This is a genomic window from Bradyrhizobium sp. A11 (assembly GCF_042077125.1).
Lineage (GTDB): Bacteria > Pseudomonadota > Alphaproteobacteria > Rhizobiales > Xanthobacteraceae > Bradyrhizobium > Bradyrhizobium japonicum_B.
Window position 1 is genome coordinate 416,783 of sequence record NZ_CP149509.1, and the last position, 13,274, is coordinate 430,056.

The 13,274-nt window shown below is 65.8% G+C and carries 11 protein-coding genes; 5 read left to right on the forward strand and 6 right to left on the reverse strand.

Translation table 11 applies throughout. From position 1 onward, the window contains the following. Positions 1-123: 123 nt before the first annotated feature. Positions 124-618 (reverse strand): MarR family winged helix-turn-helix transcriptional regulator, encoded by a 495-nt coding sequence (locus tag WI560_RS01835; protein ID WP_375306664.1) that lies wholly within the window; start codon positions 616-618, stop codon positions 124-126. A gap of 149 nt (positions 619-767) precedes the next feature. On the opposite strand from WI560_RS01835, the gene WI560_RS01840 reads away from it, so the two are divergent. Next, positions 768-2,624 carry a feruloyl-CoA synthase gene (locus tag WI560_RS01840; protein ID WP_375306665.1) on the forward strand — a complete coding sequence of 619 codons (1,857 nt, stop codon included), beginning with the start codon at positions 768-770 and terminating at the stop codon, positions 2,622-2,624. A gap of 398 nt (positions 2,625-3,022) precedes the next feature. On the opposite strand, the gene WI560_RS01845 is transcribed toward WI560_RS01840, so the two are convergent. After that, complete coding sequence (locus tag WI560_RS01845) at positions 3,023-3,529, reverse strand: MarR family winged helix-turn-helix transcriptional regulator (protein WP_375306666.1); 507 nt, start codon at positions 3,527-3,529, stop codon at positions 3,023-3,025. Positions 3,530-3,612: 83 nt separating this feature from the next. Here WI560_RS01845 and WI560_RS01850 point away from each other — a divergent pair, with 83 nt between their 5' ends. The 3 genes from WI560_RS01850 (at position 3,613) to WI560_RS01860 (ending at position 6,455) form a co-directional block, all read left to right on the forward strand. Beyond that, positions 3,613-4,833: a cytochrome P450 gene (locus tag WI560_RS01850; RefSeq protein WP_375306667.1), complete on the forward strand. Its 1,221-nt coding sequence runs from the start codon at positions 3,613-3,615 to the stop codon at positions 4,831-4,833. Between the two features lie 11 nt (positions 4,834-4,844). Beyond that, positions 4,845-5,168, forward strand: coding sequence for a 2Fe-2S iron-sulfur cluster-binding protein (locus WI560_RS01855; RefSeq protein WP_375306668.1), 324 nt, complete (start codon positions 4,845-4,847; stop codon positions 5,166-5,168). Positions 5,169-5,243: 75 nt separating this feature from the next. Next, positions 5,244-6,455 carry an ABC transporter substrate-binding protein gene (locus WI560_RS01860; RefSeq protein ID WP_375306669.1) on the forward strand — a complete coding sequence of 404 codons (1,212 nt, stop codon included), beginning with the start codon at positions 5,244-5,246 and terminating at the stop codon, positions 6,453-6,455. 215 nt (positions 6,456-6,670) lie between these two features. Here the strand turns inward: WI560_RS01860 and WI560_RS01865 are convergent, their stop codons facing one another. After that, positions 6,671-7,933, reverse strand: coding sequence for an NAD(P)/FAD-dependent oxidoreductase (locus tag WI560_RS01865; RefSeq protein WP_375306670.1), 1,263 nt, complete (start codon positions 7,931-7,933; stop codon positions 6,671-6,673). Between the two features lie 307 nt (positions 7,934-8,240). Here WI560_RS01865 and WI560_RS01870 point away from each other — a divergent pair, with 307 nt between their 5' ends. Then, on the forward strand, positions 8,241-9,413 hold the full coding sequence (locus tag WI560_RS01870) for an ABC transporter substrate-binding protein (protein ID WP_375306671.1): 1,173 nt from the start codon (positions 8,241-8,243) through the stop codon (positions 9,411-9,413). A 193-nt stretch (positions 9,414-9,606) separates the two neighbouring features. On the opposite strand, the gene WI560_RS01875 is transcribed toward WI560_RS01870, so the two are convergent. The 3 genes from WI560_RS01875 to WI560_RS01885 are packed head-to-tail and all read right to left on the reverse strand — an operon-like array spanning position 9,607 to position 13,267. Continuing rightward, positions 9,607-11,478 carry a bifunctional sugar phosphate isomerase/epimerase/4-hydroxyphenylpyruvate dioxygenase family protein gene (locus WI560_RS01875; protein ID WP_375306672.1) on the reverse strand — a complete coding sequence of 624 codons (1,872 nt, stop codon included), beginning with the start codon at positions 11,476-11,478 and terminating at the stop codon, positions 9,607-9,609. After that, positions 11,475-12,533, reverse strand: a complete 1,059-nt coding sequence (locus WI560_RS01880) for a Gfo/Idh/MocA family protein (RefSeq protein WP_375306673.1) — start codon at positions 12,531-12,533, stop codon at positions 11,475-11,477. Before WI560_RS01880 ends, WI560_RS01875 begins: the two co-directional genes overlap by 4 nt. After that, positions 12,530-13,267, reverse strand: a complete 738-nt coding sequence (locus WI560_RS01885) for an ABC transporter ATP-binding protein (protein ID WP_375306674.1) — start codon at positions 13,265-13,267, stop codon at positions 12,530-12,532. Before WI560_RS01885 ends, WI560_RS01880 begins: the two co-directional genes overlap by 4 nt. Positions 13,268-13,274: the final 7 nt, after the last annotated feature.

The window sequence follows — 13,274 nt, forward strand, 5'->3', positions numbered from 1 at the left end:
ACAGCACCATCGACGTGGAAAATAATCGATTTATCAGATGCTTATGAGGTGTTTCGGCAAGCTCATCGGCGCCGGCGTCATCGCCCTCCGACAGGCATCTGCCCAAATCATAGGCAGTCGAGTCTAGGTAAAGCCAGCGAGGATCCGAAGCAGCTGCGCCCGGTTTTCCCTGCCGATTTTCTCTTCGACGTGCCGCTCGTGCTCGGCCGCGAGCCGCTTGAATTTCGCCAGCGCCGTCTCGCCCTGCGCGGTGAGGTGCAGCGCGTGGGATCGGCGGTCCGCCTTCGACTTGATCCGCTTGAGGTACTTGCGCTGCTCGAGGCTGTCGAGCAGGTGCACCAGCCGGGCGCGCTCGATGCCGAGGCGCTTGGCCACCGCCATCTGCGACAGGCCCGGATTGGCGCCGATCAGCGTCAGCACCGAATATTGCGTCGGCCTGATGTCGACGTCGCCGAGCGTCTTGATGAAGTCCTGGAAAATCCAGATCTGGAAGCGCCGCACCGCGTAGCCGGCGTGCCCGACCAGCGCATCGAGCCCGATGTCGTCGGCGGCATCGCGAGGCGCCGCGCCATTGCCGGCGCGCTTGCGTGGGGCAGTCTGGGGGGCGCTGGCTGTCACATCATGTCTCCCGCCCGCCAACCTTAGCGCGGCAGGGCCGCAAGTAAAAGATTGTTGTTGACGACAACAATTGTCATGCCCAACATTATGGCCAAGCAGCCCGAACGAGGTCGCAGCCGGTCGTATCCGGACGGAGGGAGGAGACACATATGACAGTCGCCCCACGTGGTGACGTTGCGGGCCTGTTCGCAAGCCCGCGCACCGTCGCAGAGCATCGCGCCGACGGCAGCATCGTGCTGCGATCGCCCGATCCGTTGCGGGATGCCGCGCGTTGCGTCGGCGACTGGCTGGAGCAATGGTCGCGGCAGACGCCGGATGCGATCTTCCTCGCCGAGCGCGGCAATGTCGAAGCGCCGTGGACCACCGTCACCTATGCGCAGGCGCTGCGCCAGGTGCGCGCGGCCGCGTCCTGGATCCTGGCGCAGGGCCTCAGCGCGGAACGCCCGCTCGCGATCCTCTCCGACAACAGCATCGATCACGCGCTGCTCGCGCTCGCCGCCCAGCATGTCGGCGTGCCCTCGGCCGCGATCTCGCCGGCCTATTCGCTGATGTCCCGGGATTTCGAGAAGCTCAAGAGCATGATCGTGCTGCTCGAGCCGGGCGCGATCTACGTCTCTGCGACCAGGCCCTTCGCGGCCGCGCTGGCCGCCATCGCGCCGCTGCACGATGCGCAGATCATCAGCGGCAATGAGGATGACGCCGGCGCGCTCGCTTTCCGCGCCGTCGCGGCAACGCCGGAGAGCCCCGACGTCGCAACGGCATTCGCCGCGGTGACGCCGGACACGATCGCAAAGTTCCTGTTCACGTCAGGCTCGACCGGCACGCCGAAAGCCGTCATCAACACCCAGCGCATGCTGACCTCGAGCCAGCAGGCCAAGGCCCAGACCTGGACGTTTCTCGAGCAGACGCGCGGCGATCTCGTCATCCTGGACTGGCTGCCCTGGAGCCACACCTTCGGCGCCAACCACAATTTCAATCTCGTGCTGCGCAATGGCGGCTCACTCTATATCGACGGCGGCAAGCCCGCGCCTGGGCTGTTCGCGACCTCGTTGGCCAATCTGAAAAGCGTGCTGCCGACGGTCTATTTCAACGTGCCGCGCGGCTTCGACATGCTGATCGCGGCGCTGCGCGGCGACGAGGAGCTGCGCCGCCGCTTCTTCGGCGAGGTGAAATTCGCCTTCTATGCCGGCGCTGCCCTGCCGCAGAATCTCTGGGACGCGCTCGAGGAACTTTCGATCAAGACCGTCGGCCGCGCGCTGCCGATGGTTTCGGCCTGGGGCTCGACGGAAACGTCGCCGCTCGCGACCGACTGCCATTTCCTCGCCGAGCGCTCCGGCAACATCGGCGTGCCCATTCCCGGCACCGAATTGAAGCTCGTCACCTCCGGCGACAAGCTGGAGGTGCGCGTGCGCGGCCCCAACGTCACGCCGGGCTATTGGAAGGCGCCGGAGCTGACCCGGCAGGCCTTCGACGACGAGGGCTTTTACCTGATCGGCGATGCCGTCAAGCTTGCCGACGATGCGCGGCCGGAACGCGGCCTGTTCTTCGACGGCCGCGTCGCCGAGGATTTCAAGCTCAACTCCGGCACCTGGGTCAATGTCGGCACGCTGCGCGTCGCCGGCATCGCTGCCCTGGCACCGCTGGCGCAGGACATCGTGGTTGCAGGCCATGGTGGCGACGAAGTTCGCTTCCTGGTGTTCCCCAACATCGTGGCCTGCCGCGCCCATGCCGGCCTGGGCGAGACCGCCGATGTGAGCGAGGTGCTCGCCCATGACAAGGTCAGGAGCGCCATCGCGCAGGGCCTCGCAAGACTGAAGCAGCAGGGCCCCAACTCCTCTGGTCACGCCACGCGTGCGCTGCTGCTCGCCGAGCCACCGTCGGTCGACGGCGGCGAGATCACCGACAAGGGCTACATCAACCAGCGCGCCGTGCTGGCGCGGCGTGCGGATGCGGTGGCGCGGTTGAATGATGATGCGTCGGACGCGTGGGTCGGCTGCGCCGGCTGACACGCTGTTGCGACGCATACTCCTCTCGTGCCCCGGACGCAGCGCAGCACTCCCGGCGATGCGAAGCATCGTCCGGTGTGATGCGCTGCTGAGCCGGGGCCCATCGATCCCAATGCACTGCGGCGGCTGGGTCCCGGACGCGCCGCAGCGTTTCACGCTGCGGCGCGTCCGGGACACGAGATCCGGGCTCGCAACTACGCCAGCCGCTGCCGCAATATATTTCTGATTATTTTGTTGCCTAGGCAACTAATTCGTGCGAACCATTCCGGGGAGCGATGACGGCAGGGAAACTGCCGCGTCTGATCCTGGAGGAAACAATGCTCGGCCCGAACGGTGCCGTCGGCAAGCGCCGGCGCATGCCTGGACGTGACGGAAGGTGGCGCCTGAAGCGCGACCCGTCAGGGCTCGATGCCGCCGGTGACCGCACCGAGATTGTCGTGCAGCCGGCGGAGCAGATTGATCAGCACCTCGCGCTCGTCCTTGTTGAGGCACGACAACAGCCGCCGTTCGCGCTCGAGCGCCGCCACGATCACCTTGTCATGCGTGGTGCGGCCCTTTGCCGTCAGCGCGATCGAATGGGTGCGGCCGTCATTCGGGTCGGTGCGGATCGAGACCAGGCCGCGCTTCTCGAGGCCGGCCAGCGTCCGGCTCACCGGCCCCTTGTCGAAGCCGATGACGTGGCAGATGCGCGAGGCCGGAATGCCGGGCTCGATCGCCAGCAGCGACATGATCCGCCATTCCGTGACGTTGACGCCGAACTCGCGCTGATAGAACGCGGTCGCGCTGTTGGAGAGCTTGTTGGCGATGAAGGTGACGAACGCGGGGACGTAGCGGTCGAGATCGAGCGTTGGCCCAGCATCATTGGGCGCAGGCTTTTGCCGGGATCTGGTCGAAGGCGCGGGCATGTCGGGGTTCTGACTCGCGGTGGGCCCAAAGACCTAATGGCATGCGCCGCCCTTTCACAAGATCAAAATGAGGGAGGTCTTCCATGACCGCATCCGGCACCCCGGTCTCGACGGGCCCTGCTTCCGTCCCGCACCTCGATGTCGATCCGTTCGACATGACGTTCTTCGCCGACCCTTATCCCGCACATCAGCGGCTGCGGGAGGCGGGGCCGGTGGTCTATCTCGACAAATGGAACGTCTATGGCGTGGCGCGCTATGCCGAGGTCCATGCGGTGCTGAACGATCCCGCGACCTTCTGCTCCAGCCGCGGTGTCGGCCTGTCCGACTTCAAGAAGGAGACGCCGTGGCGGCCGCCGAGCCTGATCCTCGAGGCCGACCCGCCCGCGCACACCCGCACCCGGGCCGTGCTGTCGAAAGTGCTGTCGCCGACCGCGATGAAGCAGGTGCGCGACCGCTTCGCCGCCGCGGCGGAGCAGCGGGTGGACGCGCTGCTGGAGAAGCGCAGCTTCGACGCGATCGCCGATCTCGCCGAGGCCTATCCGCTCTCGATCTTTCCGGATGCGCTGGGCCTGAAGCCGGAGGGACGCGAGCATCTGATTCCCTACGCCAGCGTCGTGTTCAACGCGTTCGGGCCGCCGAATGAGCTGCGCCAGCAGGCGATCGCGCGCTCGGCGCCGCACCAGGCCTATGTCGCCGAGCAATGCCAGCGCGACAACCTTGCGCCCGGCGGCTTCGGGGCCTGCATTCATGCCCGCGTCGACCATGGCGAGATCACGGCCACCGAGGCGCCGCTGCTGGTACGCTCGCTGCTGTCGGCCGGCCTCGACACCACGGTCAACGGCATCGGGGCCGCCGTCTATTGCCTCGCGCGCTTTCCCGACCAGTGGCAGCGCCTGCGCGATGATCCGACGCTGGCGCGCAACGCCTTCGAGGAGGCGGTGCGGTTCGAAAGCCCGGTGCAGACCTTCTTCCGCACCACGACGCGCGAGGTCGAGCTCTCGGGCGCCACGATCGGCGAGGGCGAGAAGGTACTAATGTTCCTCGCCGCCGCCAATCGCGATCCCAGGCGCTGGGACCGGCCCGACAGCTACGACATCACCCGCCGCACCTCCGGCCATGTCGGCTTCGGCTCGGGCATCCACATGTGCGTCGGCCAGCTCGTCGCCCGCCTCGAAGGCGAGGTGATGCTGACTGCGCTGGCGCGCCGCGTCGCGAAAATCGAGATCACGGGCGAGCCGAAACGCCGCTTCAACAACACGCTGCGCGGGCTCGATAGCCTGCCCGTGACCATCACCCCGGCCTGACGAGGAGCTTCATGCCCGCCATCACTTTCATCCATGCCGACGGCAAGTCCGAGCGCGTCGAGACCTCCGGTGAGGAGAGCGCCATGCAGGCGGCGACCCGTCACGGCCTCGACGGCATTCTGGCCGAATGCGGCGGCAACGCCATGTGCGCGACCTGTCACGTCTATGTCGAGGAAAGCTGGCTCGCGCGCCTGCCCGATATGGCCGACGACGAGGACGCGCTGCTCGACGGCACCGCGAGCGAGCGGCGGCCGAACAGCCGGCTGTCCTGCCAGATCACGATCACGCCGGAGCTCGACGGGCTCATCGTGAGGCTGCCGGAACGGCAGGTCTGACCTGCAAAGCCAACTGATCTTTCGACCGCTCCCGGCAACGACCGGCGCGGCAACGCATCAACAGGGAAGGGAACCATGAAACATCTGAAGTGGACGTTCGCGCTGGCCGCGAGCCTGGTCGCCGGCGCGGCAAGCGCCGAGATCTCGGACAATGTCGTCCGGATCGGCGTGCTCAACGACATCTCCGGCATCTTCCAGGACACCAACGGCATGGGCTCGGTGGAAGCCGCACGCATGGCGGCGGAGGATTTCAACGGCGGGGCTAAGAACATCAAGGTCGAAATCGTCTATGCCGACCACCAGAACAAGGCCGACGTCGGCAACGCCATCGCCCGCAAATGGCTCGATGTCGAAGGCGTCGATGCCATCGTCGACGTGCCGAATTCGGCGGTCGGTCTTTCCATCAACACGCTGCTGCGCGACAGCCGCATGACGTTCCTGGCGTCGTCGACCGCAAGCTCCGATCTCACCGGCAAGGCCTGCTCGCCCAACACCATCCAATGGGTCAACGACACCTGGGCCACCGGCAACACCACGGCGGCCGCGATGATGTCGCGCGGCGGCAAGGACTGGTACTTCCTCACGGTCGACTACGCCCTCGGCAAGGGCATCGAGGCCGAGGCGCAGAAATACATCGAGGGCCATGGGGGCAAGGTGCTGGGCTCCTCCAAGCATCCGCTCGGCACCTCCGACTTTGCCTCCTTCCTGTTACAGGCGCAGAGTTCGAAGGCCCGGGTGATCGGCCTTGCCAATGCCGGCGGCGACACCATCAACGCCGTGAAGCAGGCCGCCGAGTTCGGCATCCAGCAGAACGGACAGAAGCTCGTCGCCTTCCTGCTCTTCATCAACGACATTCACGGCATGGGCATCAAGGTCGCTCAGGGCTTGCAGCTCATGGAAGCCTTCTATTGGGACATGAACGACGACACCCGCGCCTTCGCCAAGCGCTTCGCCGCGCGGCCCGGCATGAACGGCAAGATGCCGAGCGGCAATCAGGCGGGCGTCTATGCCTCGACGCTCGCCTATCTCAATGCCGTCGCGGCGACCGGCAGCGACAACGCCAAGGATGCCGTGCCCGAGATGAAGAAATTCAAGGGCAAGGACAGACTGTTCGGCGACACCACGATCCGTCAGGACGGCCGCGTCGTGCATCCGATGTATTTGTTCGAGGTGAAGAAGCCGGAGGAGTCGAAATACCCCTACGATTATTACAAGCTGGTCTCGACAATTCCCGCCGACCAGGCCTTCCGCCCGCTGGCGGAGGGCGGGTGCGAGCTGGTGAAGTGAATGCAGCGGTGAGCTCGAACTTTCTTCACCCTCCCCTGGAGGGGGAGGGTCGATCGCGCACAGCGCGAGCGGGGTGGGGTGATTCTATCCACTTGGGCACTGTTGGAGGTGGAGAGACCGTCACCCCACCCCGCCTCACATTAAGCTGAGCTCCATGTGAGCCGACCCTCCCCCTCCAGGGGAGGGTAAGAGGTAGCCGCTGCGTCAGCGTCCCCCTACACCACCTTGCTTGATCCCTGCGTGATCAGCCGCGCCGCGCGCTGGTCTCGCGCGTAGATCCAGAGCCAGCTCAAGGCGACGCTGAGCCGGTGGCGGAGGCCGATCAGGAAGTAGATGTGGGCGATGCCCCAGATCCACCACGCGATCGCGCCGCGCAGCTTGAAGCGGCCGAAATCGATGACGGCGACCCGCTTGCCGATCTGAGCCAGGCTGCCGGCGTGCTTGTAGCGGAACGGGCCGGTCGCAGCGCCGCGCAGGCGGGCCTTGATGGTCTCGGCGACGTGACGGCCCTGCTGCTTGGCCGCCGGCGCGATGCCCGGCACCGGCTTGCCGTCCCAGGCGTTGACGCTGACGGTGTCGCCGATCGCGAAGATCTCGGGATGGCCTGATATGGTGAGGTCGGCCTCGACCAGCACGCGTCCGGCGCGATCGTGCGGTGCCCCCAGCCATTCGGCGGCAGGCGAGGCGCGCACGCCGGCGGCCCAGATCCTGGTCTTGGCTTCGAGCAGCTTGCCGCCAAACACGACGCCCTCGCGGTTGATCTCGGTGACGGCCTGTCCCAGCACGACCTCGACGCCGATCCTCTCCAGCGACGCCTGCGCATAGGCCGAGAGGTCGTCGGCGAAGCCGGCGAGCACACGCGGCCCCGCCTCGATCAGCACCACCCGCGCTGTCGTCGTGTCGATGTTGCGGAAATCGCGGGGCAGCGTATGGCGCGCCATTTCGGCGATGGTGCCGGCGAGCTCGACGCCGGTCGGGCCGGCGCCGACGATGACGAAGGTCAGCCGCGCCGCGCGCTTCGCCGGATCGGTCTCGCGCTCGGCGCGCTCGAACGCCACCAGGATGTGACGGCGCAAGGTGGTCGCATCCTCCAGCGTCTTCAGCCCGGGCGCCCATTGCTCCCATTCGTCGTGGCCGAAATAGGCGTGACGCGCGCCGGTCGCCAGCACCAGCGTGTCGTAGGGCACCTCGCTGCCGTCGTCGATCAGTACGCAACGTCGTGCCGCATCGACGCCGCTCACGGTCGCGAACAGCGTCGTCACTTCGGGCCGGTCGCGCATGAGATGGCGGATCGGCCAGGCGATCTCGCTGGTCGCGAGCGAGGCGGTCGCGACCTGGTAGAGCAGTGGCTGAAACAGATGATGGTTGCGGCGATCGATCAGCGTGATCTCGACGCCCGCGCCCGCGAGCCGGTAGGTCGCCTCCAGCCCGCCGAAGCCGGCGCCGACGATGACGACGCGATGGGGATGTGCGGCCATGTGGATCCTCGAATCTTGCTGCTGCTCTGCCTCATTTAAGTGCCGATTGCGCGGTGCCGTCCAATAGCCGTCATCAATCGCCGCATAGGCCGCATGTATCGTTCCGGCGCGAAAAAGCGCCGCAGCCCCGACCAGCCTTGGCCCAACCGAGTAGAATTATAATTCTTGCCATCGCCAATCCGGGCGAAATATGGTGCAGGGGCAGGCGCTGAGCCATTGGCGGCTCGACAGATTTTGCGTTCAATAGAGACAGGCCCGGGGCGGCGATCACCCCGTTTCCGGGACCGATAATAAGGAGGGAGTGGTTATGAGGACGGCATTTTGGCTGGCGGGCGCAGCGGCGCTCGTGCTGGCAAATCAGGCATTCGCTGGAGACACCATCAAGATCGGCTTCGTCTCGACCTTCAGCGGCCCGACCGCCGTGATCGGCAACGACATGCGTAATTCCTTCGAGCTCGCGCTCGATCACCTCGGCCGCAAGATGGGCGGCAAGCCGGTGGAGGTGATCTACGAGGACGACGGCCAGAAGCCCGACGTCGGCAAGCAGAAGACCGAGAAACTGGTGCAGTCGGACAAGGTCGACTTCATCGTCGGCTATATCTGGTCGAACGTGCTGCTCGCCTCGCTCAAGACCGCGGTCGATTCGAAGACCTTCCTGATCTCGGCCAATGCCGGACCGTCGCAGCTCGCGGGCGAGCTGTGCTCGCCTTACGTGTTTTCGACCTCCTGGCAGAACGACCAGACCCCGCAGGCGGTCGGCACCTACATGAACCAGAAGGGCGTCAAGTCGGTGTTCCTGATCGGCCCGAACTACGCCGCCGGCAAGGACATGCTGGCCGGCGTCAAGAGCACCTTCAAGGGCCAGGTCGTGGGTGAGGAATACACGGTGTGGCCGAGCCAGCTCGACTTCTCCGCCGAGCTCTCCAAGGCGCGCGCCTCTGGCGCCGAGTCGATCTTCGTGTTCTACCCCGGTGCCGCCGGCGTGCAGTTCCTCAATCAATATGCGCAGGCCGGACTGAAGAGCACGATGCCGCTCTACACCGCCTTCACCATCGACGAGCTGTCGCTGCCGCTCCAGAAAGAGAACGCGCTCGGGGTGCCCGGCGCGCAGCAATGGGTCAACGACCTCCCCAACGAGCAGAACAAGCGCTTCGTCGCCGACTACCGCAAGAAGTATCCCGGCCTGCGCCCGACCTTCTACGGTGCGCAGTCCTATGACGCCGCGAACCTGATCAACAGCGCTGTCGACACCGTGAAAGGTGACACCTCGAAGAAGGACGAGATGAAGGCCGAGATGGAGAAGGCCAACTTCAAGTCGGTGCGCGGCGCGTTCAAGTTCGGCAACAATCACATCCCGATCCAGAACTTCTACCTGCAGGACGTGGTCAAGGATTCCGAAGGCCAGCTCGCGCTGAAGACGGTCGCGACCATCGTGGAGAACGACCAGGATCGCTTCCACGACAAGTGCAAGATGAAGTGAGGGCGGTGTAGCTACCGGATGAGGGGGCTCTTCTGCCCCCTCAATTGTAAGTATCGTAGGGTGGGCAAAGCGAAGCGTGCCCACCATTCTTATCAACCATTGAGAGGTGGTGGGCACGGCGCAAGCGCGCCTTGCCCACCCTACGATTCCGATCTCGCGGAGAGAAACACAACAGGGGGAGCGGGAAAAACCGTCACGCCCGCGGCATGCTCATCGGCCGCACCTCGCGCCCCTGCGCCGCCAGCCTGATGCCAGCATTGGCCGCGCCAAAGCCCTGATAGCTCCGCCGCTCGACGATCTCGAAGAAGAAGCGCTCGTCGAAGATGTGGGTGTAGACCTGGAAGAACTCGCCGTCGCCCTCACGGTCGTAAAGGATGTGGTTGGCGCGCAGCTGCGCCATCAGCTCGGGCGCGAGGTCGTATTTGGCTTCGATGTCGTCGTAGTAATTATCAGGGATATCGAGAAAATCCGCGCCGCGCCTGCGCATCTCCGCGACCGTCGTGAAGATGTCGCTGCAAGAGAATGCGACGTGCTGCACGCCTGAGCCGAAGAATTCCGAGATGAATCGCGCCGGCAGCGTGCGGTTGGCGGAGGAGCCGTTGAGCACGACGCGCAGGCTCTGGTCGGCGTTGACGATGGCCTGGCTTTGCACGAGGCCCCTGGGATCGGCGATCTCCATCTGCGGCAACCGCTTCAGGTCGAGGATGCCGGTGTAGAACAACAGCCAGGACAGCATCTCGTCGTAGGGCATCGTCTGCGCGATGTGATCGACGGCGAGCAGCGCGTCCTGGTCTGCGTTGCCCGCGATCGCCTCGAAGTCGGTGTCCCAGTTCTTGCCGGCCTGATCCAGGAAATAGAGCAGGCTGCCGCCGACGCCGTGGATCGCCGGAATCTCCAGCTCACCCGGCCCGACCGGCTGATAGAAGGTGCGCGCCTTCAGCATCTCGGCACGCTGCATCGCGAGGCCGGCGTTGTCGACGTCGAGCGCGATGGCGCAGACGCCGGGGCCGTGCGTGACGTAGTGCGAATGCGCAAAGCCGTCGGTCTCGCTGTTGATGACGAGCTCGACCGTGCCCTGCGACCAGCGCTCCACCGCCTTGCTGCGATGCTGGCCTGTCTTGCGGAAGCCGAGCTGCGAAAACAGGCGGGCGAGATCGCCGGCCTTGGTCTCGTTGACGGCAAATTCGATGAACCCGGTGCCGCGGCTCTTCGCCTTCGGCGCCAGCGGCTCGGCGGCGAATTTCGGCCAATCCGGCGCCAGCTGGTCTTCCAGCAGGATCAGCGAGCGAAGGCCGTCGAGCGCGGTCTGCGCGGCCGAGCCGGCGCGGAACTGGTCGTTGAAAATCTCCAGCGACAGCGGCCCGGCATAGCCGGTCGCGGCGACCGCGGTCATGAATTCAACGACCGGCAGATCGCCCTGGCCGGGGAAGGAGCGGAAGTGCCGGCTCCAGGACAGGATGTCGAGCTCGAGCTTCGGTGCGTCCGCGAGCTGCACCATGAAGATCTTGTCGCCGGGGATCGAGGCGATCGCGCGGGTGGGAAATCCCGGTGCCAGCGCGTGAAAACTGTCGAGGACGAGGCCGATCGCCGCATGGTCGGCGCGCCGCACGATCTCCCAGGCGTCGCGATAGTCGCTGACATGGCGGCCCCAGGCCAGCGCCTCGTAGCCGACGCGCAAGCCCCGCTTGGCTGCACGCTCGCCGAGTTCGCGAAGATCGTCCGCGGCGCGGTCGATGCCGCCGAGCGAGGCGGGCGAGACGTTGGAGCAGATCAGCAGGAGATCGGTGCCGAGCTCCTGCATCAAATCGAACTTCCGCTCGGCGCGGGCGAAATTGCGCGAGCGCTGCGGTTCGGGCATGCCCTCGAAATCGCGGAACGGCTGGAACGCGCAGATGTTCAGGTTGAGATCGCGGCAGAGCTTTGCGATGTCGCGCGGGCTTGCGCCGAACGACAACAGATCGTTCTCGAAGATCTCGACCGCGTCGAAGCCGGCGGCCGCGATGGCGCGGAGCTTTTCGTCCAGGCTGCCCGAGAGCGAGACGGTGGCGATCGAGCGCTTGTTCATGCGGCCTGCTCCATGATCTGCCCCGGCGAGATCTTTTGTCCCGTGCGCGCCGCTTCGCTGACGGCCTCGACGACGGCGAGCGTGCCCATTGCATCCTCGACCGAGATCAGAGGCTGCACGCGGCCGGCGATCACGGCCAGGAAGTGCCGAAGCTGCTCGGCGAGCGGATCGTAAGCCGAGAATGCGACCGGTTCGCGGAGGAGGTGCGCGTGCCAGCCGGGATCTTGTCGATACGACCACAGCTCCATGGTGGGCACCGAGAGCGAGCCTTTGGTTCCGGCGAAGACGTAACAGGGCTGGTCCTGTCTGGGATAGACAGCGTTCTCGCCCGATGTGAGTTCCCAGCTCCATGGTGCCGGCGTCGCATCGGACACGGTCACCGTGCCAAGGGCGCCGTTGACGAAACGCAGCAGGAGCGCCGCGGTGTCCTCGACGGCGAAGCCGCGCACCTTGTTCGAGGTCAGCGCCTGCACCTCGACGATCTCGCCGCAGATGAAGCGGAGATTGTCGATGTCATGAATCAAGTTGATCAGCAGCGGACCGCCGCCCGCCTCACGCCGCCAGGCGACATCGAAGTAATCGTCCGGCTTCTTCAGCAGCCACAGTCCGGCCACTGCGGCGAGCTGGCCGAGCTTGCCGCTTGCCACCGTCTCGCGGGCCGACTTGATGATCGGATTGTGCCGCCGGTGGTGACCGACCAGCATCGGCACGCCGGTGCGCTTCACCGCGGCGCACAGGCGCTGCGCGGTGGCAACCGTCTCGGTCACCGGCTTCTCGATCAGGGCCGGAACACCCGCCGCTGCGCAATCAAGGGCCATCGGCAAATGCAGCGTGTTGGGTGAGGCGATGACGAGACCGTCCGGCTTCTCCTGTGCCAGCAGCGCGCGATGATCAGGATAGCTGGGCACGTTGTGCGCCAGTGCATAATCCTTCGCGGCGGCCGAGGGATCGGCGATGCCGGCGAGCTCGCAGTCCTCCAATGCCGCGATCAGCTCGATATGGCGGCGGCCGATCAGGCCGGCGCCGGCCACGGCGATGCGCATTGCCGCGCTCATGCCGCGCTCTCCTCCATCGCGCCGCCGAGGAAGAGCTGGCCGATGCGCGGATCGTTCAGGATGCGCTTGGCGTCGTCGACCATGCGGGTCTGGCCCAGCTCGAGCACGATGCCGATGTCCGAGATTTCCAGGGCCGACCGCGCGTTCTGCTCGATCATCAGGATGGTGACGCCGCGGGAGCGCAAGGACTTGAGGATGTCGAAGGTCTGCTGCACCATCAGCGGCGAAAGGCCGATCGAGGGCTCGTCGATCAGCATCAGCCTGGGTTCGAGCAGCAGCGAGCGGGCGATCTCGAGCTGCTTCTGCTCGCCCCCGGACAGGGTCGAGGCCTGCTGCGCCGACTTCCGCCGCAGTGCCGGAAACAGGTCGAGCGCCGCCTCGATCCGCTTCGGCAGGTCGAGACCCTTCCCGGCCGCGACGCCGCCGAGCTCGATATTGTGGCGCACCGACAGCTCGGGAAAGATGTTGCGGCCCTGCGGCACGTAGCAGATGCCGGCATTGAGCAGCGCGCGCTGGCTCAAATTGGTGACGTCGCGGCCGGTAAAGCTGATCTTGCCCTCGCGCAGCTTGAGCAGGCCGAAGATCGCCTTGAACACGGTGGATTTGCCGGCGCCATTGGGGCCGATGATGGTGGTGATGGTCGCCGGCGGCACCGAAAACGTGGTGCCGTTCAAGATCGTCATCTTGCCGTAGCCGCCGACGAGATTGTGAACCGAGAGGATCGGGTCGCTCATGGCTCGC